The sequence below is a fragment of the Halapricum desulfuricans genome, from assembly GCF_017094525.1.
Taxonomy (GTDB): Archaea; Halobacteriota; Halobacteria; order Halobacteriales; family Haloarculaceae; genus Halapricum; species Halapricum desulfuricans.
The window spans coordinates 2,453,051-2,479,703 of sequence record NZ_CP064788.1 but is presented as its reverse complement, the minus strand read 5'-3'; the positions used below and the strand labels follow the sequence as shown (position 1 = coordinate 2,479,703).

At 67.4% G+C, this 26,653-nt stretch carries 27 protein-coding genes; 11 read left to right on the top strand and 16 right to left on the bottom strand.

The annotated features are described in order from the left end of the window. Window positions 1–135 precede the first annotated feature (135 nt). The gene (locus tag HSR122_RS12665; RefSeq protein WP_229110166.1) at window positions 136–816 is read left to right on the top strand and encodes a hypothetical protein; all 681 of its coding nucleotides are present in this window, start codon (window positions 136–138) and stop codon (window positions 814–816) included. A gap of 8 nt (window positions 817–824) precedes the next feature. On the opposite strand, the gene HSR122_RS12660 is transcribed toward HSR122_RS12665, so the two are convergent. After that, on the bottom strand, window positions 825–1,685 hold the full coding sequence (locus HSR122_RS12660; protein ID WP_229110165.1) for a ZIP family metal transporter: 861 nt from the start codon (window positions 1,683–1,685) through the stop codon (window positions 825–827). A gap of 129 nt (window positions 1,686–1,814) precedes the next feature. Here HSR122_RS12660 and HSR122_RS12655 point away from each other — a divergent pair, with 129 nt between their 5' ends. From HSR122_RS12655 to HSR122_RS12640, 4 genes are all read left to right on the top strand, one after another. Further along, window positions 1,815–3,377, top strand: coding sequence for a phytoene desaturase family protein (locus tag HSR122_RS12655; protein WP_229110164.1), 1,563 nt, complete (start codon window positions 1,815–1,817; stop codon window positions 3,375–3,377). Between the two features lie 8 nt (window positions 3,378–3,385). Further along, on the top strand, window positions 3,386–4,270 hold the full coding sequence (locus HSR122_RS12650) for a prenyltransferase (protein ID WP_229110163.1): 885 nt from the start codon (window positions 3,386–3,388) through the stop codon (window positions 4,268–4,270). Further along, complete coding sequence (gene cruF / locus HSR122_RS12645) at window positions 4,263–5,159, top strand: bisanhydrobacterioruberin hydratase (RefSeq protein ID WP_229110162.1); 897 nt, start codon at window positions 4,263–4,265, stop codon at window positions 5,157–5,159. The genes HSR122_RS12650 and cruF overlap by 8 nt, the downstream gene beginning before the upstream one ends. Before the next feature lie 73 nt (window positions 5,160–5,232). After that, window positions 5,233–5,907 carry an HAD family hydrolase gene (locus HSR122_RS12640; protein ID WP_229110161.1) on the top strand — a complete coding sequence of 225 codons (675 nt, stop codon included), beginning with the start codon at window positions 5,233–5,235 and terminating at the stop codon, window positions 5,905–5,907. 10 nt (window positions 5,908–5,917) lie between these two features. Here HSR122_RS12640 and HSR122_RS12635 read toward each other — a convergent pair whose 3' ends face one another. The 8 genes from HSR122_RS12635 to HSR122_RS12600 all read right to left on the bottom strand — a co-directional run bounded on the left by HSR122_RS12635 (window position 5,918) and on the right by HSR122_RS12600 (window position 13,143). After that, complete coding sequence (locus HSR122_RS12635; protein WP_229110160.1) at window positions 5,918–6,346, bottom strand: CBS domain-containing protein; 429 nt, start codon at window positions 6,344–6,346, stop codon at window positions 5,918–5,920. Between the two features lie 32 nt (window positions 6,347–6,378). Beyond that, window positions 6,379–7,899 carry a PH domain-containing protein gene (locus HSR122_RS12630; protein ID WP_229110159.1) on the bottom strand — a complete coding sequence of 507 codons (1,521 nt, stop codon included), beginning with the start codon at window positions 7,897–7,899 and terminating at the stop codon, window positions 6,379–6,381. Between the two features lie 2 nt (window positions 7,900–7,901). Next, window positions 7,902–8,363 carry a PH domain-containing protein gene (locus HSR122_RS12625; RefSeq protein WP_229112217.1) on the bottom strand — a complete coding sequence of 154 codons (462 nt, stop codon included), beginning with the start codon at window positions 8,361–8,363 and terminating at the stop codon, window positions 7,902–7,904. 95 nt (window positions 8,364–8,458) lie between these two features. Next, window positions 8,459–9,175, bottom strand: coding sequence for a YqjF family protein (locus HSR122_RS12620; RefSeq protein WP_229110158.1), 717 nt, complete (start codon window positions 9,173–9,175; stop codon window positions 8,459–8,461). Window positions 9,176–9,244: 69 nt separating this feature from the next. Then, window positions 9,245–9,466 (bottom strand): hypothetical protein, encoded by a 222-nt coding sequence (locus HSR122_RS12615; RefSeq protein ID WP_229110157.1) that lies wholly within the window; start codon window positions 9,464–9,466, stop codon window positions 9,245–9,247. A 66-nt stretch (window positions 9,467–9,532) separates the two neighbouring features. Next, complete coding sequence (locus tag HSR122_RS12610) at window positions 9,533–10,510, bottom strand: aldo/keto reductase (protein WP_229110156.1); 978 nt, start codon at window positions 10,508–10,510, stop codon at window positions 9,533–9,535. Window positions 10,511–10,642: 132 nt separating this feature from the next. Then, the gene (locus HSR122_RS12605) at window positions 10,643–11,887 is read right to left on the bottom strand and encodes a DUF7125 family protein (protein ID WP_229110155.1); all 1,245 of its coding nucleotides are present in this window, start codon (window positions 11,885–11,887) and stop codon (window positions 10,643–10,645) included. 77 nt (window positions 11,888–11,964) lie between these two features. Beyond that, window positions 11,965–13,143, bottom strand: a complete 1,179-nt coding sequence (locus HSR122_RS12600; RefSeq protein ID WP_229110154.1) for an aspartate kinase — start codon at window positions 13,141–13,143, stop codon at window positions 11,965–11,967. 164 nt (window positions 13,144–13,307) lie between these two features. Between HSR122_RS12600 and HSR122_RS12595 the strand changes: the two genes are divergently transcribed. Further along, the gene (locus HSR122_RS12595; RefSeq protein WP_229110153.1) at window positions 13,308–13,694 is read left to right on the top strand and encodes a GNAT family N-acetyltransferase; all 387 of its coding nucleotides are present in this window, start codon (window positions 13,308–13,310) and stop codon (window positions 13,692–13,694) included. 26 nt (window positions 13,695–13,720) lie between these two features. On the opposite strand, the gene HSR122_RS12590 is transcribed toward HSR122_RS12595, so the two are convergent. After that, window positions 13,721–16,354, bottom strand: coding sequence for a heavy metal translocating P-type ATPase (locus HSR122_RS12590; RefSeq protein ID WP_229110152.1), 2,634 nt, complete (start codon window positions 16,352–16,354; stop codon window positions 13,721–13,723). 105 nt (window positions 16,355–16,459) lie between these two features. Next, window positions 16,460–17,041, bottom strand: coding sequence for an AsnC family transcriptional regulator (locus HSR122_RS12585; RefSeq protein WP_229110151.1), 582 nt, complete (start codon window positions 17,039–17,041; stop codon window positions 16,460–16,462). Window positions 17,042–17,170: 129 nt separating this feature from the next. On the opposite strand from HSR122_RS12585, the gene HSR122_RS12580 reads away from it, so the two are divergent. Further along, complete coding sequence (locus HSR122_RS12580; RefSeq protein WP_229110150.1) at window positions 17,171–17,368, top strand: heavy-metal-associated domain-containing protein; 198 nt, start codon at window positions 17,171–17,173, stop codon at window positions 17,366–17,368. 73 nt (window positions 17,369–17,441) lie between these two features. Here the strand turns inward: HSR122_RS12580 and HSR122_RS12575 are convergent, their stop codons facing one another. After that, window positions 17,442–17,720, bottom strand: a complete 279-nt coding sequence (locus HSR122_RS12575) for a hypothetical protein (protein WP_229110149.1) — start codon at window positions 17,718–17,720, stop codon at window positions 17,442–17,444. Window positions 17,721–17,808: 88 nt separating this feature from the next. Then, window positions 17,809–18,453: a flavin reductase family protein gene (locus HSR122_RS12570; protein ID WP_229110148.1), complete on the bottom strand. Its 645-nt coding sequence runs from the start codon at window positions 18,451–18,453 to the stop codon at window positions 17,809–17,811. A 131-nt stretch (window positions 18,454–18,584) separates the two neighbouring features. On the opposite strand from HSR122_RS12570, the gene HSR122_RS12565 reads away from it, so the two are divergent. Continuing rightward, the gene (locus tag HSR122_RS12565; protein ID WP_229110147.1) at window positions 18,585–19,760 is read left to right on the top strand and encodes a 3-dehydroquinate synthase II; all 1,176 of its coding nucleotides are present in this window, start codon (window positions 18,585–18,587) and stop codon (window positions 19,758–19,760) included. Between the two features lie 34 nt (window positions 19,761–19,794). Here the strand turns inward: HSR122_RS12565 and HSR122_RS12560 are convergent, their stop codons facing one another. Further along, complete coding sequence (locus HSR122_RS12560; protein ID WP_229110146.1) at window positions 19,795–21,984, bottom strand: PAS domain-containing protein; 2,190 nt, start codon at window positions 21,982–21,984, stop codon at window positions 19,795–19,797. Window positions 21,985–22,122: 138 nt separating this feature from the next. Between HSR122_RS12560 and HSR122_RS12555 the strand changes: the two genes are divergently transcribed. Both HSR122_RS12555 and HSR122_RS12550 read left to right on the top strand, forming a co-directional pair. Further along, entirely contained in the window at window positions 22,123–22,608 is a 486-nt protein-coding gene (locus tag HSR122_RS12555) for a cation:proton antiporter regulatory subunit (protein ID WP_229110145.1), read from the top strand. Window positions 22,609–22,697: 89 nt separating this feature from the next. Then, a complete protein-coding gene (locus HSR122_RS12550) occupies window positions 22,698–23,918 on the top strand; it encodes a cation:proton antiporter (protein WP_394355572.1) in 1,221 nt (406 codons plus the stop codon). Here HSR122_RS12550 and HSR122_RS12545 read toward each other — a convergent pair whose 3' ends face one another. Next, window positions 23,919–24,458 (bottom strand): DUF7575 domain-containing protein, encoded by a 540-nt coding sequence (locus tag HSR122_RS12545; RefSeq protein WP_229110143.1) that lies wholly within the window; start codon window positions 24,456–24,458, stop codon window positions 23,919–23,921. A gap of 14 nt (window positions 24,459–24,472) precedes the next feature. Further along, complete coding sequence (locus HSR122_RS12540; protein WP_229110142.1) at window positions 24,473–25,177, bottom strand: type I 3-dehydroquinate dehydratase; 705 nt, start codon at window positions 25,175–25,177, stop codon at window positions 24,473–24,475. A gap of 165 nt (window positions 25,178–25,342) precedes the next feature. Between HSR122_RS12540 and HSR122_RS12535 the strand changes: the two genes are divergently transcribed. Then, a complete protein-coding gene (locus HSR122_RS12535) occupies window positions 25,343–26,653 on the top strand; it encodes an MFS transporter (protein ID WP_229110141.1) in 1,311 nt (436 codons plus the stop codon).

Below are 26,653 nucleotides of genomic sequence, written 5' to 3'. Positions count from 1 at the left end.
CGTTCGAGAGAGCTTCGCTCTCCCGTGATGATGAGACGCCGCCGTCGTCTCGAACCACTTGACCCCGAGGCAGTTGACACAGGCCCAGCTTTCCAACGGGAGCGTTGATACTGTTCGACTCCCACAGAAACAGATATGACTGACGAGTCAGACTACGAGGAGTACCGGAACACCCTCGACGAGATCGTCGACGGTGGGGGATGCGTGGAGACGATGACCGCTGCCGAGGGACTGCGCCGGGGCGAGACCTCGCGACGGGACCTCCTGGGAAGCGACGCGCTCGCCGGCTCCGTCTCGGACGTGCTCGCTGAGGTCGACGCCGCGGACGTTCGGGCGACGCTACGGGAGGGATACGACGACCTCGCGGACGTGCGCGAGGCTTTTAGGCAGACAGTTGATCTGTCCCTGTTCGACGTGCTGGCTGCGAACGGCGTCGATCTCGCGATAGACGCTCTCACGCTCGATCCGGCGGTCTGTCTGAAGACGTTCACCGAAGCCGATCTCGAGGAGGCGATCACGCTCGTGCCGACCGTCCACGACGACGGTGTGGTCGGGCGAATCGTCGTCCGGACGACCGTCGAGAGCGAACCCGTGACGATCCATGCGATCCCGGCGTGGGATCGCTCCTACGCGGTCCGTGGCACTCGGCTCGTTTTGCCCGACGGGACGATCGAGGACTGTGTGGACGTGTCCGAGCACCGGACGGGCGTCGACTGCGATCCCGAGCAGGCCGCTCGAGCTGAGTACGTCCAGACGGTCTGTCCCGTCGACGGCGAGACTTACGTCCTCGAGACGGCCTGTTCGACGGTTCGGTAGAACGGCAACTACGGGGCGACCGCGAGCCACGCGACGAGCACGGCCAGCCCCCCCAGCGTCGTGCTCGCGAGCGCGTGCGTTCGCATCCGGTCGAGGACCGCGTGTTCGTGTTCGTCGTGCTCGGACAGGCGGTCGATCTCGCCGCCGACCTCGCAGGTGGGGAGAAAGTCCATCGCGACGTGCAGGAACACGCCCGAGGCGAACCCGAAGACTGCGGCGTTGAAGACTGCGGAGTCGGGAAACGCCACCGTTCCGACGGGGATCGCGGTCAGACCGACGCCGGCCGCCGGAAGCAGGATCGGCATCGCGGACTCCCCGGCCAGCGTCGACCGACGGGCAGCCGCGTACCCCGCTGGGCCCTTGTGGGAGACGATCGCCAGCCCGAGCAACAGCCCGAGTTCGGGCATCGCACCGTAGATGACGCCGATGATGAGTCCGGCAGAGAGCGCGTGGGCGGCAAGCTCCGTCGCCGTGGTGTCCATCGGCAGTTCCAGATGGGTGAGTCGGTGGCCGATCGTGTGTGCGTTATAGCCGACGAGCACGCCGGCGGCGATGCCGAACCCGCCGATCTTGGCGTGCTGGCTGATAGCCTGCGGGACCAGAAAGACAGCAGCGCTGGTGATCATCGCGCCGCTGGCCAGGCCGTAGCCCCACACCAGCCTGTTCGGCTGGCGGTCGCTGACGCGCGCGCCGATCAGTGCGCCACCGGCCATCGCGACGAAGGCGACCCAGGCGATCGCGAGCAACTTCCACTGCTCGGCGACGGCCGCCAGCGTCGACACCGCGAGAAACGCCGCGAGCGAGCCGAGCCCCAGGATCGTCTCACCGTCCGTCAGATCAACGCCGCGAACTGTCGGTGTCCGTTCCATCGGTAACCCTGGTCGAGTGATCGTTACTGTCCGTATCCGCCAGTCGCGCGGATAAGGGCTTCGACGCGTAGCGCCGCCCCCAGCAGTTTGGCACGTGATTTATGCCAGTCGGGAGCGGTATATCGAGTGATGCAATCGCTTTCGGACCGGCAGGTCGTGGTCGTTGGTGGCGGGATCGGTGGACTCTCCGCGGCGTGTTATCTCGCTGACGCCGGGGCCGACGTCACCGTGCTGGAAAAGAACGAACAGCTGGGCGGGCGAGCGAGCCGCATGGAACGCGACGGGTTCGTCTTCGACATGGGGCCGTCGTGGTATCTCATGCCGGACGTCTTCGAGCGCTTCTTCGAGCACTTCGGCCGCGAACCTGAGGAGTTCTACGACCTCGAACGGCTCGACCCCCACTATCGGATCTTCTTCAAGGACGGCGAGTCGGACGGTGTCCCCGATACGCCGAGCCGGGGTGCAAGCGGGTCGGCCGACCACCAGGTCATCGACATCAGCCCCGATCGAGCGGAGAACCGCGAGCTGTTCGAGTCGATCGAGCCGGGTGCGGGCGAGGCCTTCGAGGAGTACCTTGCGACCAGCGAGACCCACTATCGGACCGCGATGGAGAAGTTCGTCTACGAGGACCGCTCGCGGCTCCGGGACTGGATCGATCCGGACGTGATGCGGGCGGCCCCGATCGGACTGCAGCTGATCGGGTCGATGCAGGGCCACGTCGAGGACTACTTCGACGACCCGAAGCTCCAGCAGATCGTGCAGTACACGCTGGTCTTCCTCGGCGGCTCCCCGGCGAACACGCCGGCGCTGTACAACATGATGAGCCACGTCGATTTCAACCTCGGCGTCTACTACCCCGTACCGAAGGACGGCGACGGCCCCGGCGGAGTCGGCGTCGTCGTCGACGGGATCGTCGAGTTGGCCGAACAGCTGGGCGTCACCTTCGAGACCGACAGCGAGGTCGGAGAGATCACCCGCCGGAAGGACGCCTTCCACGTCGAAACGGTCGACGGCGAGGTCTACCGCCCGGACCGCGTGGTCGTCAACGCAGACTACCGCCACGCCGAACAGGAGCTGATGCCCGAACACGAACGCCAGTACGACGAGTCCTACTGGGCGGACCGCACCTACGCGCCGTCGGCGTACCTGATGTATCTGGGCGTCGAGGGCGACGTCGACGAACTGGCCCATCACACGCTCGTCCTGCCGGAGGACTGGAACCCACACTTCGAGCAGATCTTCGACCGCCCGGCCTGGCCGGACGACCCTGCCTACTACCTCTGTGTCCCCTCGAAGACCGACGACGCCGTCGCACCGGAGGGCCACAGTAACCTGTTCGTGCTCGTCCCGATCGCGCCGGGACTGCGCGACACCGAAGCGCTGCGCGAACGCTACCGCGAGAAGATCCTCGAGGACGTCGCGACCAACACCGGGGTCGACCTGCGCGATCGGATCGTCGTCGAGGAGACCTTCGCCGTCGACGATTTCGTCGATCGGTACAACGCCACCGACGGGACCGCACTGGGGCTGGCACACACGCTGCGACAGACCGCGCTCCTGCGGCCGAACAACCGGTCGTCGGCGGTCGACGGACTGTACTTCACCGGCGCGTTCACCACGCCCGGGATCGGCGTCCCCATGACGCTGATCAGCGGCCAACACGCCGCGCAGGCGCTTGCAGAGGACGACTGATCGAACGCATGACGGATCTCGGCCTGGAGAAGCGGCTCGGCAGCGCGCTCCCCTCCGAGGAGTCCTCGCTGGGCTATCTGTTCTGGCTCTCCCGGCCCCGGTTCTGGCTGTATCTGGCCGGTCCGGTGATCGTCGGGGTCGCCTACGCAGCCGACTCACCCGCCGAGCTGTTCTCGCCGCTCGCCGTCGCGCTGTTCGCGTACTTCCTCATCCCGGCGAACGTCTACCTCTACGGGATCAACGATGTCTTCGACGCCGATATCGACGAACTCAACCCCAAGAAAGACGACAAGGAGGTCCGATACGAGGGCGGGCCGCTGGTGATCCTGTCGGTGTTCGCCGCCGGTGCTATCGGGCTCGTGTTGATCCCGTTTCTCGGGCCGGCAGCGCTGGTTCCGTTCGGGCTGTTCTACCTGTTTGCGACCGAGTACAGCGCGCCGCCGTTTCGGTTCAAGACGACGCCGGTCCTCGATTCCGTCTCGAACGGGCTGTACGCCCTGCCGGGCATCGCGGCCTACGCTGCGGTCGCCGGCACGTACCCGCCCGCCGCGGCGATGGCCGGCGGCTGGCTGTGGACGATGGCGATGCACACCTTCAGCGCGATTCCAGATATCGAGCCCGACCGGGAGGCCGGGATCCGGACGACGGCGACGCTACTTGGGAAAGAGCGGACCTACGCCTACTGCGCGCTCGTCTGGCTGGCCGGAGCGATCGCGTTCGGACTCGTCCACCCGTTTCTGGGCGGCGTACTCGGGGTGTATCCGCTGCTCGCGATCGCGATCGCCCGCTCGGAGGTGGCGGTCGACCGGGCTTACTGGTGGTTCCCGGTGATCAACACGGTCGTCGGCGCGGTGTTGACGATGGCGGCGCTGTGGGTGATGCTGTATGCCTGAGTCGCCGTTCCCGCCGCTGGAACGCCGCGACCGGGCCGGGATCGAGGCCTGGCTCGACCGACTGGTCGCCGAGAACCGCTTTACGATCGCGGTGGTCTTCCCCGTCGTCGGGGCGGTCTCGCTGTACGCCTCGGCGCGGGGCTGGTATCCCGACCCGGTCTCGTTCATGTCGTTCAACCCGTGGTTCATCCTGCTGGGCGTGATCGTCATGCGGTTGCCGCTTGTCGCCGGGCTCGCGCCGCTGGTGGATCGGCGCGCTGCCGTCGCGCTGGCGGCCGTCACGACCTACGCGTTCGGGATCGAACTGCTCGGCGTCGCGACGGGCTGGCCCTACGGGGCCTTCGAGTACGGGATCGACCTCGGACCGATGCTGTTCGGTCTCGTGCCGGCGGGGCTGCCCGTCTTCTTCTTCCCGCTGGTGCTCAACAGCTACCTGCTCTGTCTGCTGTTGCTCGGTGAGCGGGCCCGTTCGACGCCGGTCCGCCTGCTCGCGGTGATCGCGACGGTGCTGGTGATGGACCTCGTGCTGGACCCGGCGGCCGTCGGGCTCGGGTTCTGGACGTACGACGCGGGCGGTGTCTACTACGGCGTCCCGTGGTCGAACTACGCGGGCTGGGTCATCTCGGCGACGATCTCTGTCGTCCTGTTCGATCTCGCGTTCGACGGCGAGGCGCTGATCCAGCGACTGCGGACCTGTCCGTTCATGCTCGACGACCTGGTGAGTTTCGTCATCCTCTGGGGGGCGATCAACGCCGCGTTCGGCAACTGGGTCCCCGTCGGGCTGGCGGGGCTGCTGGGGTCGGGTCTGCTCGTGACCGACCGCTTCGACTTCGACATCCGGGACACGATCCCCGGGGCAGGATGGGCGAGGCCGCGGAAAGGCGAGTGAATCGTTACAACGGTCATCACGTGTCCGTCTCGATCCGGACGTTCTTGTACCGTGGATCGCCTACACCCGATCGATGACCCCCGATACCGTCCTGTTCGATCTCGACAGCACGCTCTGTCGCTCGACGCAGGACGACCGGAAACTCCACGCCGAGGCCTTCGCTCGGGCCGGCGTCGAGCCGTTCTGTACGCCCGAGGAGGTCCGGGCGGCCGCGACGACGGTCACCGACGCCGACACCGACCGGGAGTTCTTCCGGCATGTCTTCGAACGCGTCGGGGCGCGCGCCGACGAGGGGCCGATCGACGCCGATGCGCTCGCGGCGGCGACCGTCGAGCTGCGCGATCCCACCGCCGTCGAGTGGCGACCGGGCGCAAGACAAGCGCTACAGCGCGCCCGCCAGCACGCGCAGGTCGGGCTCGTCACGAACGGGACCCGGGACACCCAGCGGGCGAAACTCGACGCGCTGGGGATCGCCGACGCCTTCGAGACGATCGTCTACGCGGCCGATCGGACCGAACCCAAGCCCAGTCCCGCGCCGTTCGAGACGGCGCTGGCCGAACTCGACGCGCCGGCCGACGGCGCTCTGTACGTCGGCAACGACTACCGGGCGGACGTGATCGGCGCGAAACGCGCCGGACTGACTGCTTGCTGGATCCCGGACGAACACGACCTCGATCCACCGGCCGATCCGACGCACGTGCCCGACTACCGCTTTGCGTCCCCGACGGAACTGACGACCGTTTTCTGAGACGGGCAGGTCACTTCGGTCCCCATTCGGAGCCCATCTCGGCGACTTCGGCAGCTTCCGATCGGATGTCCGAGAGGTGCCAGACGATGTCGGTCAGCGTGACGATCCCCCGCAGGTCGACGCCGTCCATGACGGGGACCTTCTTGACGCCCTCGGTCGCCATCCGGCGGGCGACACGCTGGACGGTTTCGTCCGGCGAAGCGGTGATGACCGATCCGTGCGAGAGGTCCGCCACTTCGATCCCCGAGAGCGGTCTGTCCGTCCGATAGGCCGCTCGCAGGGCGTCGCTTTCGGTGACGATCCCTGTGGGGTTGCCTTCGTCGCTGGTGAGGACGACCGATCCGACCCCCCGTTCGAGCAACGTCCCGACTGCGACTCTCAGCGTCGCATGCTCGTCACAGGTAACTACGTCAGTCGTCATCAGTTCACGCACGAGCATGGCGGTACTGTCGCGGCCCGGAGACAAAAGCGCTAGCCGGCGTTCGCGTCGTCCGGAACATCCTCGCCCGAACTGACCGCGCTAGCGCGGTCGCGCCGGCGACGATATTCGACGACGGCCTCCTGCAGATCGTCGGCCAGCTCGCGACTGAGCCGGTCGGCCGTCTCGACGTCGATGTCGACGGCCTTGGAGTCCTCGCCGACGAGGCTGTACGTGCCGGCGGTATCGACGACCAGCGTCGCCAGGTCGCGACGGCGCTGGAAGACCGTCTCGGCGGTGACCAGCGTCTGGATCCGGTAGATCGGGACGATCGTGATCCGGCGCGACCAGAAGCCGTTGCGCGTGATGACGTAGTCGTCCTCGAGGCGATACCCGCGGTGGCACCACTTGAGGTGGGCCGCGACGGGGACGAGCGCGACGCCACCGAACAGCGCGTACCACGGGAACGACAGCGCCGTCAGCCGGACGACCCCGTACGCGATCGCGATCAGCGCCGCCAGCACGAGCCCGTAGCGGACGGCGTAGCGCTCCCGGGCGCGTTTCGGCGCTCGCTCGAACGACAGCGACTCGAAGTCCTCGATCCGCCCGGCGAGTGCGACCGCGTGGTCGCGTTCGGCGATCGGAATCGCCGACTGCGATCCCGTCGACTCCTGGCTGGCCCCGCCGTAGCCCGCCGTCTCGATCGAGAGGCTGGCGTAGCCGAGCCGGCGCGCGATGACGTTCTCGGTGAGCGTGATCGTCTGGACCTTGTCCTTGGGGATCGAGCCGCTGAACCGCTGGAGCAGTCCGCGCTCGTAGCGGTACTCCTCGCCGCGGTCGGTGAGGACGAACCCGTAGTACCGGGCCATCGACAGCGCGGCGCTGAACAGCGCCGAGGCGACGACGAGCGCGACGATTCCGAGCACGACGACGACGATAGACGCGGTTGCCGTCGGCGCGACGTCGGCGAGCACCGACGGGCCGACGAACGACAGCGGCACGGCGATGATCGACAGCAGGCGCAGGTCCATCGAGACGATTCCGAGGATCACCAGCTCCCTGTCGTCGAGTTCGAACAGCGTCGCCCCCTGATCGGTCGCTGCCGTCTCCTCGTCGCCGTAGCCGTCGCGCTCGCCGCGCTTGCGGCGACTGACTTCCTCCTGGACGTGGCGGGCACTCCCGAGGTCGACGTATCGCAGCCGGGCTTCGGTCTGGCCGCCGCCCGCGGTCTCGAGTCGGACTTCGGCGATCCCGAGCGCCCGCTGGAGCACGTTCTGTCGGATGTCGACGTTCTGAATCCGACCGTAGGGGATCTCCCGTTCCCGGCGCGAGAGCACGCCCGAGTCGATGTCGAAGGTGTCCCCGGTCAGCCGGTACTCGAACCGGCGGTAGTAGGCGACCTGCCAGCCGATCGAGAGTGCGATCCCGACGACCAGTACGACGCCGAAGACTGCGATCCCCTCCGCGCCGCCCACCGAGCCGGCACCGGCGATGCCCGCAATCGCGATCCCGACGATGGCCTGCAGGCCGCTTTCGACCGCCCGGTAGGGGATCGAGAGTGGATCCAGTTGCATGGTCAGACGGCGTCCTCGCCCTCGGATTCGATCGCCAGTGCCTTCAGTCGCGTCTGCAGGTCGGTCGCCTCCCGCGGCCGCAATCCGGGAATCGTCACGTCGGCACCCCGCGAACCGGCGGTGTAGACGACCAGCGACGAGAGCCCGACGGCCCGCTCGATCGGCCCCCGGCTCGTGTCGATGTGCTGGACGCGGACGTACGGGACGACCGTCCGGACGCGCGTTATAACTCCTCTGTCGAGAAGCATCGAGTCCTCGCGGACCTCGTAGGACCAGGAGCGATAGAGGAGCAGCGCGTGTCCGACCCCGAGCGTGGCGACGAGCACGAACACGGCGGGGCCGATCCACGGCCATTGTGGCAGGGCCGCGAGCGCGCCGGCGGTCGCGATGGCACCGAGGATCAGCGCGACGACGAGTGCCCGTCCGACCCACAGCCAGCGAACGCGCGGGTCGAGCGTCCGCACGTCGGTCGTGTACGCGCTCGGATCGGCCTCACCTGCTTCGCTGTCCGCGTCGGCTAGCTCGTCGTCCATCGTCGGTCCCTGCGTCCGTCCGGGGCTTATAACCTGTGTTCGGCGCGCCTGATGCGACCGGCCGTGACCGCTTCGCCGGGTGCGTACTGCACGAGCGGCTCACCCGCCGGTCGGTCGAACCCCGACGCCGAGAACAGCGTGTTCTCCCGGACCGTCAGCTCTGCCGGCGCGATCGCCCACGGCTCGTGAGAGACCGCCCCCTCGTAGAGCGCCCCGTCGCCGGCGACGAAAAACCGGTAGTTCTCGACCAGAAACGCCGCGAGCGACCGCGGCTCGACCGGCTCTGGCGCGCCTTGCGGTTCGATCGTCGCGTCGAAGGCCGCGGTCTCGACGCCCTCGTGGGTCCGGTAGCTCCGGAACCGGATCTCGCCGTCGCGTTCGGTGACGCGCATCTCCGCACGGTAGTAGGGCAGTTTGAACAGCCGCCGGGCGAGCGCGACGCTCAGCCGATCGTCGGCGTCGAGATTGTAGAAGTACACCCCGGTCGCGTCGCCGTGGCGGACGTAGGTCCGGAGGTTGAGCTCCGGAAACGACCGCCCGATCGGCGAGAACCGCGGTCGGATGTCCGCCATGACGAACCCGACGACGCTCAGCCACGCCCGCCCGTCCGGGCCGGTATCGACCGCCAGCCCCTCGGGGAGTGTCGGCTCGATCACGTCGCACTCGACCGGCCAGTGGGCGAAGACGGCGTCTCGCCACCGCATCGACAGGAGGTGGCGCGAGTCTCGGTCAGCGTTCGACATGTCTCCCCTAAAGACTGGATCGGCTTGTACAGCCGGATCGAAGCGGGTAGGGCTGATCCCGTTGCGGGCCTACGCTTCGGGTTCGGCCTCGTAGGCGGCGAGTTCGGCCTCGAAATCCCGATCGAGGAAGTCATCGACGTACGCCCGCCAGCAGTCCGGGCAGAGCCGCTCGATCTTCGAGGGGCGCGGCCGGTCGACGAAGTCCCGGCGAACGAGTTCCGTGTGGCTGGTTCCGGTGTCGAACGTCGCTCCGCAGCGAGCACACTCGAAGGTCGGTCCCGCGTCCGACATATCCGAGACTATTGTAACGATGATATATGAGTCGCTCGCCGCAGGAACGGCTGTCCCACCCGCCCGTCACTCGTGACCGGACACCGGCACTGGTTCGTAGGGTTCTTCGAGGTAGGCCTGCTCGCTTGCGGTCAGGTCGATCTCAAGCGCCTCGACGGCGTCCTCGAGGTGTTCGACGCTGGTCGTCCCGACGATCGGCGCGTCGACGGCGTCCTGATGGAGCAGCCAGGCCAGCGCGATCTGGGCCATCGTCACGCCCTTCTCGGCGGCGAGTTCGGCGACGCGTTCGTTGATCTCGCGGCCGCCACCCTCGAAGTAGGGGTGGTCGCGGGCGTAATCGTCGGTCCGCCCGCGGGTCGTCACGTCGAACTCGTCGTGCGGGCGGGCGAGATAGCCGCGCGCCAGCGGGCTCCAGGGCAAGACACCGACCCCCTCCCGGTCACAGAGCGGCAGCATCTCCCGTTCTTCCTCCCGATAGAGGAGGTTGTAGTGGTTCTGCATCGTCCGGAAGCGCTCCAGCCCGAGACGGTCGCTTGCGTGCAGTGATTCGGCGAACTGGTAGGCCCACATCGAGGAGGCTCCGACGTGGCGGACCTGCCCGCGGCGGACGGCGTCGTCCAGCGCTCGCAGGGTCGTCTCGATGGGCGTGTCCTCGTCCCAGCGATGGATCTGGTAGAGGTCGACGGTGTCCATTCCGAGCCGATCGAGCGAGTTCGACAGCTCCTGTTCGATCGCCTTCCGGGAGAGGCCCTGGGAGTTGGGGTCGTCTTCGTCCATCTGGAAGTAGACCTTCGTGGCGACGACCTGTTCGTCGCGGTCGTACTCCGCCAGCACGTTCCCGAGGATGCGCTCGCTTTCCCCGAGCGAGTACATGTTGGCGGTGTCGAAGAAGTTGATCCCCAGCTCGATCGCCCGCTCGATGATTTCGCGGCTCTCGGACTCGTCGAGCACCCACTCGCGCCACTCGGGCGTCCCGAAGCTCATACAGCCCAGCGCGATGCGGCTGACCTCGATCCCGGTCGAACCCAGCGTCGTGTACTCCATGGCCGATGTCCGGGCGGACACGCGAAAAAACTCCCGGGCCGGTCACTCGTCCCCGCGACTGATCGGGTACAGCTCCGCGTGCACGCAGTGGCCGATCAGAGTCGATCCAGTCCCGCGTGGACGCCGTGGCCGTCACGAACGCTCGCCGGCGTCGACGGCCACCGTCCCGCGAGCGGACGGGTCCGGCCGGAACTTCCGGACGGTCGCACGCGCTTCGAGCGCCGTGCCGTCCCGGACTGCGCTCACCGCGAGGACGGCGTCCGCGACGCGTTCGGTCACGTCGCGGTTCGCCGGTCGCCGCTCGCCGTCGAGACAGTGCAGTACGGCGATCCCGTCCGTTTCGAGCATGCGATCCTTGAGCGTCCGCAGGAACTCGAGATAGGCGTCCCGGTCGTGTGCTTCCAGCACGTCCGCGGGATCGACGACGAAGTTCGCACCCGCGGGCAGGTCCGCGAGCAGCCCGGTCGCGTCCTCGAGCGGGTCCGCACCGGCAGTTCGTACCGCCGGACTTTCGGTCGGCCAGCCGTCTGCGGACATCGCCGTCCGGACGAGCCGCGCGGGCCGGTCGGCCGAGAGATACAGCGTCCCGCGCGCGGTCGTCAGTCGATGGAGCAACGATTCGGCGTGGCCGTCCGGCTCGCCGACGACGGCGGCGATCGATCCGGGCGGCAGTCCGCCCCCGAGCTGCCGGTCGATCGACCCGACGCCGATCGCCATCCGGGTCCCGGTGGGATCGATCGGATCGGGGTCGTCTGTCTCGACCGTGCGCAGCCGCTCGACTGCACTGTCGTAGGCGGCGTGGGCCTCCTCGTCCGCCAGTGGGGACTCCGATTCCGGTACCGTCGCCAGCACCGGCACGTCGAGTCGCGTTTCGACCGCGTCCGGGTCGTCGGTCATCGTCACGACCGCACCCGCGACGGGCACGCCCAGTCGATCGGCGACCTCGATAGTCGTCTCGGCGTCCGCGATGCTCTGTCCGCTGTCGGTCGTGACGACCACGACCGCGTCGGCGGCGGCCAGCGGATCGGTGAGGTCCGGCCCCGTCCCGGACGGACAGTCGACCAGCACCTGCGAGTCCCCGCTGTCGAGGTGTTCGAGCGCGCGCTGTACGTCGATCGACTCGGCCGGCTTCGGTCCGGGGAGGACGCTCACCCCGGGTAGTCCGGACACCGACTGGGCGATCGCCCCGGCGTCCGCGTCCTCGAGCGACGCCAGTGTCGGTTCGCGATCGACGCCCGCCGTCACGTGGAGGTCGGGCATCTGTCGGTCGGCGTCGATCGCGAGCGTCGGCGTCTCCGCGCGGGCGAACGCGCCGGCTACCCCGAGCGTGGTCGTCGTCTTTCCACAGCCGCCTTTCGATCCGGCGATCGCGAGCATACCCGCGATTGCCCCGTCATCCGACTTGAATGTACGCACCGGATGGATCGCCGTCGACTGCGGTCGATCCGGCGGTTTCAAAACTCCTTCTGGACCAGCTGGAGGGCCTGCTCGCGGTCCTCCCAGGGGACGAACACCGACACCGACGTCGCGGAGGTGATGACGTCGTAGATGTCGATGTGGGCGTTCGCGATGGGATCGATAATGCGCTTGACGGAGTCGGTTTCGTTGGGGAACTCCCCGCCGGTGACCCGAACGACGGCGACGTCTTCCTCGACAGTCACCGACGAGAGGGTCTCGTCCTCGACGACCTCGTCGTGCAGCAGCGCTTCGGCGTCGTCGGCGTCGGCGTCGGCGACGTAGAACGTGATCGAATCCATCCCCGAGGAGTTGGCGTCGATATTGATGTCGGCGTCACCCAGACAGGAAGCGAGCTCGCCAAGGATGCCCGGGCTGTTGCGGATCGCACGGCCGGCGATCGTGACACAGGCCAGTTTCGTCTCCTCGAGGTCGATCAGGCTCTCGAACTGGCCTTCGATCGAGGTGCCGCCGGCCAGCAGATCGTCGTGCTGGTAGTGGACGACCCGGACCGAGAGGTCGGCGTCCTTGTAGGACAGCGACGACGGAGCGACCACTTCGGCTCCTCGAAACGAGAGGCTCTGGAGTTCGTCGACGGTGATCTCGCCGACGTTGCGTGCGCCCTCGACGACGCGGGGGTCGCCGGTCATGACGCCCTCGACGTCGGTGACGATGACGACCTCGTCGGCGTCCATGTACTTGCCGAGCATCACGGCCGTCGTGTCGCTGCCGCCGCGGCCGAGCGTCGTCACGTTGCCCTGGTGGTCCTCCGCGAGAAAGCCCGTGATGACCGGGACGATGTCGCCCAGCTGTCCGGCCAGCGCGTGCGCCCGCCGGGTCGTCTCTTCGATGTCGACCTCGCCGTGCTCGTCGGTGATGATCGGCCACTGGTCGCTGCCCGGCTCCAGGAAGATCGCTTCGATGCCGCGGGCCGCAAGCGCCGCCTTGAGCATCCGGACGGACGTCCGCTCACCCATCGAGACGATCTGTGCCTTGTCGGCCTCGTCGGCGTCGAACTCGATCTCATCGAGGAGTTCGTCGGTCGTGTTCCCCATCGCCGAAGCGACGACAGCGATCTCGTGGCCCTGCTCGACCGCCTTGGCGATCGAGTCCGCAGCCCGGTTGATCCGCTCGCCGTTCCCGAGGCTCGTCCCGCCGAACTTCGTGACTACGCGCATGCCATCACCTGCGTCGTGTGTGCGTGACTCATTACCCCGCCATATCCCGTCGCCGGGAATAACTGTGTTCATTCGCGTCTCGCAGTCTGCGCTCCCGGTACACGGGTATCGTGAGATATGCTGACAACAGACAGTATAAGTACGAGGCGACCGACGAACCGGATATGCAGGTTCGCGACGCCGTCGAGGCCGACGCCGGACGGCTGGCAGAGTTGACCGACGCACCGCGGGACGTCATGCGCAACCTGATCCACGACCGGACGGTCCGCGTCGCCGAGTCCGACGAGGAGATCTCCGGATTCGTGAGCTTCGACGCCCGCGAGCGGACCGTCCACGTCACGCAGCTTGAGGGCACGTCCGACGCGTGCACGCGGCTGCTCGAAGAACCGATGAGCTTCGCCGCGGGCGAGGGCATGGCCGTCGAGTTGCTGGTCCCCGAATCGAACGACACGGTCCGGCAAGCGGTCGAAGAAGCGGGGTTCGAGCGCGACGGGACCGGCCCGACCTTCGACGGGACGCCGACGGTCCGGTTTCGCCACGATCCGTCGTAAGCGAGAGATCGACGGCCGGCTCAGTCCTACCGCCGCAGCCGACCCAGTAGCCTGTAGTCCCGGTCGGGGGTGTACGCCCGGAACAGCAGGCTGTTGGTCAGCACCGAGACGCTGGAGAAGGCCATCGCCGCGGCCGCCAGCACCGGCTGGAGCAGCCCCAGCGACGCCAGCGGGATCATCAGCGTGTTGTACCCCAGCGCCCACAGCAGGTTCTGCTTGATCTTCTGGAGCGTGGCGTCCGAGACCCGGATGGCCTTGAGCACGTCCATCGGGTCGTCTCGCATCAGCGTCACGTCCGCCGCCTCGATGGCGACATCCGTGCCCGAACCGATGGCCGTCCCGACGTAGGCGACCGCCAGCGCCGGCGCGTCGTTGACGCCGTCGCCGACCATCATCGCCTGTCGTCCCTCGTCCTGGATCGCCTCGACGGCGTCGGACTTGTCCTCGGGCAGGACCTCCGCCCGGACGTTGTCGGGGTCGATCCCGACCCGCTCGGCGACCGCCCGGGCGGTCCGCTCGTTGTCGCCGGTGATCATCATCACGTCGATGCCCCGCTTTCGAAGGGCGCTCACGGCCTCTTTCGCGCTCGGTTTGACCGTGTCGGCGTCGGCGACGACGCCAGCGAGGTCACCTTCGTAGGCGACTAGCATCGCCGTCTTGCCCTCGCTTTCGAGTCGCTCCATCGTGTCGGCCGCCGGCGAGGGATCGATCCCGTGCTCGCGAAGCAGCTTCCGGTTGCCGACCAGCACTTCGCGACCGTCGACGGTCGCCCGGATCCCCTGCCCGGGGACGTTCTCGAACGCCTCGGCGTCGCCGATCTCGATACCGCGCTCGCGTGCGCCCTCGACGATCGCCTGTGCGAGGGGGTGTTCGCTCCCGCGCTCGGCGGTCGCCGCCAGCCGGAGCAGTTCCGTCTCGCCGATCCGTTCGCGGGTCGCGAGCGCCCCGCCGTCGGCCGCCGGTTCGCCCTCGCCGTCCGCGACCGGCGGTTCGCCGCCGTCAGCGACAGCGTCGCCGACCGAATCGAGCGCGATCACGTCGGTCAACTCCATCTCGCCCTCGGTGAGCGTTCCGGTCTTGTCGAAGACAACCGTGTCGACGTCCTTGGCGCGCTCGAGGACGTCACCGCCCTTGAACAGGACGCCGTTTCGCGCGCCGATCGCGGTCCCGACCATTGTCGCCGCGGGCGTTGCAAGCCCCAGCGCGCAGGGACAGGCGATCAGCACGGACGATGCGAACACGATGACGGCGAACTCGAAGATCGAGACGCCGCCGCCGGCGACGCCCGGCCCGCCGGCGACCAGCCCCCACAGCGGCAGCGAGTCGACGAAGCCCGCCAGCGCCCCGGGGAACAGGAACCAGACCGTCCCCCACAGCAGGGCGTTCGCGATCACCGCGGGCACGAAGTACGCCGAGATGCGGTCGGCCAGGTTCTGGATCTCGGGCTGGCGCGACTGGGCCTCCTTGACCGTCTGGACGATCTGCTGGAGCGCCGTGTCGGCCCCGACCTTGGTGGCCTTGACGGTGAGGACGCCGTTCTCGTTGATCGTCGAGCCGACGACCTCGTCGCCCTCGCTCTTCTCGACGGGGACGCTCTCGCCGGTGACCATCGACTCGTCGACCGCGCTCTGTCCGTCCACGACGGTGCCGTCGGTCGGGATCCGCTCGCCCGGCCGGACCTTCATCAGGTCGCCGACTGCGACGTCCTCCAGGGGGACTTCCCGTTCGGTCCCGTCGCCGGCGATGATCGTCGCCGTCTCGGCTTCCATCTCCAGCAACTTCCGGAGCGCGTCGCTGGCCTGCCCCTTCGAGCGAGCCTCGAGGTAGTTGCCCAGCGTGATGAACACCAGGATGAACGCCGCCGTGTCGAAGTAGAGCCCGCCCGCGATCAGGCCCGTCAGCGACGCGATGGAGTAGAGATAGGCCGTCGAGGAACCCAGCGCGATCAGCACGTCCATGTTGGCCTGGCCGTTGGTCACGATCGCCTTGTAGGAGTTCCTGTAGAACTGCCGACCGAGCACGACCTGCACGGGCGTCGCCAGCAGGAACTCGACCCACCCGATCTCGACGCCCAGAATCGCCTCGGGGAAGACGCTCCCGCCGAGCAGGAAGCGATCGAGCATGAACAGCAGGAACGGCGTCGTCAGCGCCGCCCCGAACAGCGTGAGGTTGCGCTGGCGGCGGATCTCGGCGTCGCGGGCGGCGTCGCGAGCGTCCGTCGAGTCGTCCTCGCCGGTCTGCTCGCGAACGGGCTCGTAGCCGGCCTCCTCGATCGCGTCGTAGAAGTCCTCCCGGCTCGCCTCGGCCGGGTTGTAGGTCACCTGCGCCTCGTCGGTCGCGTAGTTGACCTCCGCGCTGAGGACGCCCGGCGTCGCCTCAAGGGCGGTCGCGTTGGCCTGCGCGCAGTTGGCGCAGGACATATCCGAGATCCCGACTGTCACTGTCTCCGAGACCACGCCATAGCCGGCCTCCTCGATCGCGTCGTAGATCTCGGCGAGCGAAACCCGATCGGGGTCGTACGTGACCGATCCCTCGTCGGTCGCGTAGTTGACCGTCGCCGACTCGACGCCCGAAAGCGACTCCAGGGCGTCCTGTACCGTCCCCGAACAGTTGGCACAGGACATCCCCGTGATGTCGAGCTGTGTCGTTCGCGTACTCATCGTTACCTGTTCCTACGGTCCCCTCGCTTAGGCGGTTTGTTGCTTCGAGACCGGGGCTCGCTGCCCGCCCATGCTTTCGATTCTAAAGTGAGCGGCGATGTGGCCCTACGCGCTCTCTTCGAGCCGCTGATACCGGCTTCGGAAGCGATCGAGACAGGACGGACAGCAGAAGTGATAGACCTCCTCGTCGATCCGGGCCGTCTCACCCTCGGCGTCGACCGTGTTGCCACACTCCGCACAGGTGAGCGCGAACTCCAGGCCGTCGATCGACGGCGTCCACTCGGCTTCCTCGACCAGCGTGACAGTGTATGTGGCTTCGGCCTCACCCAGCAGCGATTCGACCCACGTGCGGACGTTCCGGGCCTCGGCGCGGGCGTAAAACCAGACCTCGCCCTCGGCGGTGACGAACACGTGCTCGACCGGGTCGGCCTCGCGCAGTCGGTCCCGGAGCCGGTCGATCGCCGTCGTCTCGAGTCGGATCAACACCGGCACCCCGGCCCGCAGTTCCGAGCGGTCGACGTCGATCGTGAAGTTGCGGATGATCCCCGCTTCCTGCAGCCGCGTGACCCGATCGGAGACCGCCGGCCCGGACAGGCCGATCTCCTCGCCGATCTCGCTGTAGGGCCGGCGGGCGTCCGCCGCGAGCAGCGACAGGATCTCCAGGTCCGTCTCGTCCAGCTGGCGCATACGACTGCTACGTCCCTCGGACGGGAGTATCTGCCGGACGCTACTTTCGACTCGAAACTGTGTCGGACCGTCAGCTTTCGTCTAGAAGGAGCAATCGCAAAAGACCGCCAGCACGTACGTTCACTCGCAATGAGCCTGACACTCACCGTCGAAGGGATGAGCTGTGAACACTGCGAACAGGCCGTCGTCGAGGCGCTGGAAGCCGTCGACGGCGTGACCGGTGCGTCGGCCGACCACGAAGCCGACGTCGCCGAGGTCGACGGCTCGGCCGACACCGCCGAACTGGTCGCGGCAGTCGCCGACGCCGGCTACGAGGCGTCCGCGTAACGGCTTCACGCCGTCGTCCTGTCGTCGCCGAGAGCCGCTTGACGCTTCGCCGCCGGTGCGGATAGCTGAACGCTCACTGTTCGAGCGCCTTCGATGTAGTCCGCTCGACCGACACCGGTAGCGACGCGAGCGCGAGCAGGCCCGCGAGCGCGAACAGCGTGATCAGCACCGACTGAAGAATCATCAGCGCGAGTACGGCGGCACCGACGATCAACACCGCCGTCAGCAGGCGCAGCGCATACACCGGAACGAAAAGCAACAGCGCTGCTGTGCCGACGATACCACTGCCCGCTACGACCGTCCGCGTGAGGACGCCGACGACGACTGACAGTGGCGGCCCCGAAACGATCATCGCGTGTGACTCACTACTATTCTATAATTATAATTCGGCCAGAACAAATCTACCGGCGATTGCCCGGCCGTAGCGCCTTTCGAGACGGTCACTCGGAGCTTTCCGTATCGGGGAGCGCCTCGTGAACGGCGTCGCCGGGGTACCGGCGCACGTCGTCGTCGCTCAGATCGAGGTAGTAGCGGGATTTCGTCCCCTCGTCGCCCTCGTCCCAGTCGCTGCCCATGTACGCCAGCACGTCCGCGTCGTCGAGCGACAGCACGCGCCCGTCGAGGCCACCGCGAGTCACGTGTGCCGTCTCGACGTCCGCGAAGTAGTAGGTGCAGTTCTCGAAGGTGAACGAGTCGATGACCGAACACTCGATGTTGCCGACTGCGTCGGCCAAAAGCGGGACGTCGACGTGCTTGCCGGGGACGGTATCGAGATCCAGATACTCGATCTTGTCGATGTCGCGGCCGCTGACCTGTCCGGCGACCGCCAGCGCGTCGATCATCCCGGTCGAAGGGGCCGCCAGCACGAACTCGCCGCGTTCCTCGATGATCTCGTGAGTGTGGGTCTTGTGGCTGACGGCCAGCTGGTAGCGCAACGGGTCGTAGCCGGCCAGCATCCACCACGAGGCCGTCATGACGTTCGGCCCCGTCTCCGGGCTGTCGGTGACGACCAGCGCGACGACTTTCGGCTTGAACAGCGACTTCGAATCGTGTGCTGAGATCTCCTCGAACGGATCGGCGGCCATACTCCGAAGTAGGGATCGGTCGACTTGAGACTGGTGACTGTCTCGGGCGAAAATTCTGGACTGCGACGTTGTCTCTGCGAAAACGCGCCCCAACCGCCAGTCTCAAGCGCCCCGCCTACAAGCGTTGGAACATGACACGGACAGTCTGGCTCAAGGCCGACAGCGAGGTCGGCGACTGGGAGGCGCGCAAGCGACGGATCACCGCCGGACTCGAGGCCGGCGTCGACTGGGTGCTGGTGGACGAACACGACGTCGAGCGGGTCCGCGAACTCGGCGCGGTCGAGGTCGCGGCGTTCGCTCACGGCGATGTCCAGGTGATGGAAGCCGAGGGCGAGGAACCCGCGCCCGACGCGACGATCGTCGGCAAGGACGGCGAGGGCGACGGCACCGTCGACCTGCCCGCGGACTTCTCGGGCTCGGCCGACCTGTCGGCACTCCGGGCGAACGGCGGCGGTGACGGGGGATATGTCCGCATCTTCGACGAGAACTACGAGGCCTTCGCCGAGGCGGTCGCCGCGGAGGCCGATTACACGATCGTCGTCGGCGAGGACTGGCAGATCATTCCCCTCGAGAACCTCATCGCCCGCGTCGGCGAGGAGACGCACCTCATCGCGGGCGTCCAGACCGCCGAAGACGCCCGAACCGCCTACGAGACTCTCGAGATCGGCGCGGACGGCGTCCTGCTGGACACCGACGATCCCGACGAGATCCGCAGGACTGTCGAGGTCCGCGACGAGGCCGGCCGCGAGACCCTGGCGCTGCAGTACGCCGAGGTCACGGCCGTCGAGCAGACCGGCTCCGCGGACCGGGTCTGTATCGACACGGCGAACCTGATGGACCACGACGAGGGAATGCTCGTCGGCTCGATGTCCCGCGGCCTGTTCTTCGTCCACGCCGAGACCGCCGAGTCGCCGTACGTCGCCTCCCGACCCTTTAGAGTCAACGCCGGCGCGGTCCACGCCTACGTCCGGACGCCCGACGGCGGTACGAAGTACCTCTCGGAACTGCAGAGCGGCGACGAGGTGCAGGTCGTCGACAGCGAGGGCCATACCCGCGAGGCGATCGTCGGCCGGGCGAAAATCGAGAAACGGCCGATGTTCCGGATCCAGGCCGAACTCCAGCGCGAGGACGGCGAGACCGACCGCGTCGAGACGCTGCTGCAGAACGCCGAGACGATCAAGGTCCGCACCCGCGAGGGCCGGAAAGCCGTGACCGATCTCGAGGTCGGCGACGAGATCGCGCTCTACTACGAGGACACGGCCCGACACTTCGGCGAGGCCGTCGAGGAGTCGATCATCGAGAAGTAAGCGCCTCCGTCGACACCCGCTGTGAGCGGCCTCCTCACTCTCGTCGAGCGCGACCGCTCGCCCCTCTCCGGGGGACGACGAGCGTCACGCGGCTCCCGCCGGTGTCGCCGGCATCGAACTGGAGCGTGCCACCGGCGCGAGTGATGATTCGCTTGACGAGCCACAGCCCCATTCCACTGCTGTGCAACAGCGGTTCGATGTCCGCATTGTCGACGATCACGCGCCGCTCCTCGTCCGGGATGCCGGGGCCGTTGTCCTCGACGGTGAGCGTCACTGTGGTTTCGTCGGTGTCGGCAGACACTGCAACCGTGACCGGCGTCCCGTCGTTGTGAACGACGGCGTTTTCGACCAGCTCTTCGAGCGCCCGCTCGAGCTCCGGCAGTGTCAGAAGATGCAGATCGTCGGCCACGTCGACGGAGATGTCGGCGTCTGGATGGCGTGTCTCCATCCGATCGGCCACGTCGACGACCATCTCGCTGACGTCGATCTCCGTCGGTGTCGACGGCTGTGAGAGGAAGTCGACGATGTCGCGTTCCTTGTCCGCCTGTTCGAGGATTCGGTCTGCGACTCGGTCGATCACTCCGGCCCACTGCGTGACTTCGCCGGACGTTCGTTCGGCGATCATCTCCGCGCGTCCCGTGATGACGTTCAGTTCGTTGTGCAGAGTGTGCCGGAGCATCCTGTCGAGCGACGCGAGCTGGCGTTCGCGCTCTCGCTGGTCGGTGATGTCCCGCATCGTTGCCATCGTTCCGCCGGTCTCGTCGTCAACTCCCTTGAGCGGGTGATATCTGACGTCGAACGACCGGGTCGGTTGATCGGGTCGCGAGCGTGTCATCTCGAACTGGATCGACTCGCCGGTGAAACTCCGATCGACGTACGGCTGGATCGTCTCCCACGTCTCGGTGCCGACGACGTCTGGTAGCGCCCTGTCCGTCACCTCGTCCGCATCGAGGTCGTAGAAGTCACGATAGGCCTGATTGGCGAACAGGAACTGGTAGTCCTCGTCGACAGCCGCGATCAGGTCGCTCGTGCTCTCGATCGCGTACTCGTACTGCCGCAGTCGTCGTTCACGAACCACCTGTTCGGTGACATCCTCTTGAAAGCCGATGTAGTGGGTTACGTCACCGTCGGCATTTCGAACCGGCGCGAGCGTCACCTGGTTCCAGAACTCGGTTCCGTCTTCGCGGTAGTTGCGTATCTGGACGCGGACCGACTCTTGAGCGTCGATCGCGTCGCGCATTTCCCGGACAGCCGCTGGATCGGTGTCCGCGCCTTGCAGGAAGCGACAATTGGCTCCCAGCGCTTCGTCCTTCGAATAGCCTGTCAGCTGTTCGAATTGATCGTTGACGTAGATGAGCGACCTGTCCGGATTGTCCGCGTCAGCGATGGTAATACCGATAGGGGCGTTGTCCATCGCTCGGTTCTTCAACCACAGGTCCTGTTCGCGCTCCTCGTGTTCACTGACGTCGCGAACGACGAGGATCGTCGCGGCTGACCCGGTCCATTCAGCCGCTGTGATCGTGATTTCGACCGGCAATACCGCACCGTTCTGTCGCTGTAGCCGGGCCTTGAAACGATCGAACGATCGGTCGCGCCGCTGGATGGCAGCAAGGATATCGGATAGCGAACGACGTTCCTCGACATCGAGTACGTCCCCGATGGCCCGCCCGATCAGCGACGACCGGGACTTCGCTGCGATGAGCTCCGTCCCCGGGTTGTTTATGTATTCGACGTGCCCGTCCCTGAGCACGACGATCCCGTCGTGTACCGCATCGAGAAGCGTCTGAGCTCGAGTTCCTGGATCGATGAGGTCACTGTGGTTCCGGTAGTAGGTGACGGCGTCTTCGATCAGCGAGGCGAGACGTTCCCATTGATCGGCGTGTGATTCCTTGATCAGATACTCCGTGACGTCGGCCGAAATCGCCCGACTGGCGACCTGCTCGCTCCCGTGGCTGGTGAAGAGAACGAACGGGAGTGTCGGTGCCTGGGCTCTGACGATTTCGAGAAACGCGATCCCGTCGGTGTCCGGGAGATCGTGGTCGCTGATGATACAGTCGAGACGGTCACGGGAGACGAAGACATCGATCGCTTTGCCGACCGTTTCGACGACCGTGACGTCGATATCGGCATGTGGGGGGAGCCGAGTGCGACATGCGGTGGCGAACTCCTGGTCAGCCGTGACGACGAGCGTAGAGATATGCCTCTCGCCGGCTTCTGAAGCCATTGTATGCATGTTCGCGTATACTGCTGATATATCTTTGTCTGCTCGACTGCGTGTGAGCTCGGTCACGCCAGTCGCACTGGTGGTGACGGTCCTGTTCTGACCGGGTCTTTTTATGCTGACTTCCCCACGCCTCTAGCCATGACCGTCGAAGAGAGCGAACTCCCCGGTGTGGGCAAGAAACACGTCGTCGAACTCAACGGGGAGCAACTCGTGATCGTCACGCACAACACCGGCAAGCGTGAGGTGTTCAGGCGTCCGGATTCGGACACCGACTCGGAGAAACTGTTTGAACTGTCCGACGACCTCGCGCGGACCGTCGGGACGATCCTCGAGGGGGCGTACTTCCAGCCGGTCGAGGCCGAAAAGCGCGAGACGACCCTCCCCGGCGGAATCTTGCTGGAGTGGTACGAGGTCCAGCCCGGCTCGCCGCTGGCGGGGACGACGATCGGAGACGCACACGTCGGCCGGAAGACGGGCGCGAGCATCGTCGCAATCGAGCGCGGCGGCGCGACCGTCGAGAGTCCCGGCCCGGACACCGAAATACAGGAGGGCGACACGCTCGTCGTCACTGGTACGAGCGAGGACTGTGATGCCTTCGAGCGGTTGCTGGCCGGTGAAGAATGAGCCCGAGCGGGCTTCCGCCCGATGCCCCAGCGAGGTCGCTATCCAGAGGGGGGTGATCTCGCGTGGCTAGTCTGCTCGAGGTCGGGCTGATGTTCGCCTCGATCGCGGCCGTCGGCTGGCTGGCCGACCGGCTCGGCCAGTCGGTCATCCCCTTTTACATCGTGATCGGCATGGTCGCCAGCGAGTTCGTCGTCGGTCGCCTCGACCTGCCGGCCGAACTCTGGGGGGTCGCGTTGCCGGCCGAGATCTACGTCACGGAGACTGAATTTATCGAACTCGGCGCGGAGCTGGGGATCGTCTTCCTGCTGTTTTTCCTCGGGCTGGAGTTCAACCTCGATCGGCTGCTGGCTCGGCGCACACAGATCGGCTCCGCCGGGACGATCGATTTCCTGATCAACTTCCCCGCGGGGCTCGCGCTGGGGTGGCTCTTTTTCGGGTCGGCCCTGCCGGCGTTTCTCGTCGCCGGGATCGTCTACATCTCCTCGTCGGCGATCATCACGAAGTCGCTGATCGACCTGGGCTGGATCGCCAACGACGAGGCCGAGCCGATCCTGGGGACGCTCGTCTACGAGGACCTGCTCATCGCCGTCTATCTGGCCGTGGCCGGCGCGCTCGTGCTTGGCGGCGGCGACCCGACCCAGGCCGCACGATCGGTCGGGGTCGCGCTCGCGTTTCTCGTCGTGCTGGTGGTCGCCGTCCAGTTCGGGACGCCGGCCTTCGAGCGGCTGTTCGCGACCGACTCCCACGAGTTCATCGTGCTCCGTGCCGTCGGGCTCGCCGTGCTGGTCGCCGGAATGGCACTGGCGCTTGGCGTTAGCGAGGCCGTCGCGGCGTTTTTCGTCGGGATGGCGCTCGCTTCGACCGGGCACGTCCAGCAGATCGAGGAGCTGCTCGAACCGCTGCGTGACCTGTTCGCGGCGGTGTTCTTCTTCTGGATCGGGCTGGTGACCGACCCGCTCGCGGTCGCCGGGGCCGCGGGACTGATCGCGGTCGCCGTCTTGGCGACGACGCCCACGAAGGTCCTCAGCGGCTATCTCGGGGGCCGAGCGTTCGATCTCGACGCACGCCGCTCCGCGCGGACCGCGCTCGCGATGACCACTCGCGGCGAGTTCTCGCTCATCATCGCGACGCTCGCCGTCTCGGGGGTCGCAGCCGGAACGATTCCGGGGCCGGTCGGAGAGCGGATCAGCGCATTCGCGGTGGGGTACGTGCTGGTCATGGCCGTGATCGGGACAACACTTATGCAGTACTCCGGCCCCTTCGAGACGGCTGTCCAGGCCAGATTCGGCGAGCCGAGCACGGAACAGTAATCACTCGTCGAACGGCTCGGCGCACCACGGACAGAAGTCCAGTTCCGGGTCGTCGATCTCGTGCCCGCAGGACGGACAGCGACCGGGTGCGGCCGTCTGTTCCGGTGTCTGTTCGACGTCCTGCTGGGCCGTCGTACGGTCGTCGTCCGACCCGCCGACCGTCTGCAATTCCTTCGGCAGGTCGAAGCCCGCGGTACGGTCCTCGCCCGCGCGCCCGATCGAGAGCCTCGCCTGCGGTCCGCGCGACTGGCTCGCGTTCAGTCGTCGCGCCAGCACGTACGCGTCGCCCATACTGAGCAGCGTCAGCGCCAGCATCGCGACCATCCCGTAGGTCGGGACCGCCTGACTCGCCTCTATGATCGTCGAGACGCTCAGCGTCTCGGGTGTCGCTTCGGCCGGCACGAACACGTACGACGCCGCGAAGACGAGCACGAGCCACAGCAGGGCCCGAAACCACTCCCGGAGGTACAGGTGCCCGATCCCCGGGTACAGAAGCGAGAGCACAGCCGCGAGCCATGGCCGCTTTCGTGAGCGTGTCACAGTCCGATCGTAACTCAACGTTCGGGCGTGTTAACACTGTCTCCTTCGCCGGCGAGCGTCTCGATCAACTCCCGGAGCGTCGCCAGATCGTACTGCCCGGGTGCGGTCGCCTCGGCCGGATCGACCGGCGCGTAGCCGATCCGCGAGCCGTACAGCGGCGCGACCGCGCGGGAGTGGCGACCCGGCTCGCCCATCGCCATCGTCGCGACGCGATCGCCCTCGGCGGTCGCGGCCCGCGTCGCGACCAGCAGGTCGAGCACGTCGGCACGGGCCTGTGCGGTCACGGCGAGCTTGCCGACGTCGCCGTACGTGCAGGCCGCCCGGAGCGTCTCCTGGAGTTCGGTCATGCCGGGCGTCCCTTCGAAGTCGTGACTCGAGACCACTACGTCCGCGCCGTGCTCGCGGGCGTGATCGGCCACGCGCTCGCCGTCGCCCGAGCGCATCGTCTCGAGTTCGAGGTCGATCGCCCCGACGGCGTCGCGTTCGGCCGCCCGCTCGAGTTCGTCGAGCCGCCGCCCGTCGTCGGTCGCCTCGCCGCCCTCCCAGTCGGCCCGGTTGGTCGCGAGGACTGGGAGTTCCCCGTCGTAGCTCTCGAGTGCCTCCAGCGGCGATTCGGCCAGATCCATGCGGAACTCGATGCAGTCGGCGTGTTCTCTCGCGTCGGGTTCGTCGGCGAGATCCGCCGTCGAGGCCGCCAGCACGAACGAGTCGAAGTCCATGGCGTCGCTTGGAGTACCGTCGGCAAAAGCCTCGCGTCCGAGCGCGGATCGACCCCGCCGCTCGCCGGTCGCGGACGGTACCGTCGATCACCGGTCGCACACGGGACCGACCGGCGGGCACCGTCGGGGGAACTATACCGACGGCCGACGAACCGTCACCGATCGATGACCGATCGCTGGCTGTATCCGTGGGGGCTCGGTTCCGTCGCGTTCGGCGGCGCGTCGCTTCTGGTCCCGCTGTATGCCGTCCAGCTCGGGGCGTCCGCGTTCCAGCTCGGGCTGCTGGCGTCGGCCGCCGCGCTCGCCGGCGCACCCGGTGCGGTCGTCTTCGGCAGGCTCGCCGATCGCGTTTCCGTTCGCCGACCGCTCGTCGTCGGGACGCTGGCGGTCGTGGCCGCGTGTCTCGCCGCGATTCCGTTCGTCTCGACCGTTACAGCCGTCGTCGTCGCCAACGCCGCGCTCTGGCTGGTCATCGCCGCCGTCGCGCCCGTGGTGACGATGGTCGTCGTCGACGCGACTCCGGAGTCGGCCTGGGCCGGACGGATCGGCCGGCTCAACAAGTTCCAGGGGTACGGGTGGGCCGTCGGGCTACTCGTCGGGACGGTCTGGCCGCTGGCCGTCGGCCGGTCCGTCGGCGTCGAGACGGCGACGCGGACGCTGTTCTGGATGTTCGCCGCCTGCGGAGCCGTCAGTGCCGCGGGGACGGCGTGGACGCTTCCGCGTCCGGACGATCACGTCACGAGCCCGCGTCAGCTCCGGCGGATCGGCCGGCTCCTCGCCACGTCTCGTGGCAGTATCCGGGGCACGACTGTCGCCTTCTCGCCGAACCGACTCTACTGGTCGACGCGCGCGCTCCGTCCGGAGCGACTGCGCGAGCGGTTCAGCCCCGCGCTGGTCACGTATCTGCTGGCGGCCGCGCTGTTCCTGTCGGGTTCGGCTGCCTTCTGGGCACCGCTGCCGCTCGCGCTCACGGACGCCGGGATCGGATCGGGTCCGGTCTTCGGGCTCTACTTGCTGGCGAGTCTCGGTTCGGCGGTGCTGTACGAACCTGCCGGCCGGCTCGCGTCGCGATACGATCTCCGTCGGCTCCAGGCGGGCGCGCTCGCCGTCCGGGCGGTCTCGCTTCCAGTCGTCGCGCTGGCGGCCGGGATCGGGATCGTCTCGTTCCGGTTCGGCTTCGTCGGCCTCTGGCTTGCGATCATCGGTGGCACCTGGGGCGTCATGGCCGTCGTCGGGACGGCGATCGTGACGCACCTCGCACCCCCGGAGGTCCGGGGCGAGATCCTCGGCGTCCACGCGGCTCTCGGGGCGGTCGCGGGCGGCGTCGGCGGCCTCCTCGGCGGCTGGGTCGCGACCGTCGGCTATGTCGCTGCGTTCGTGATCGCCGCCGGGCTCGTGCTGTCCGGCGCGGCGCTCGTGCTGTCGCTGGAGCGCGTGTCTGGCGGGCCGTCTGTCGACGGGAGCCGGTCCCGATAG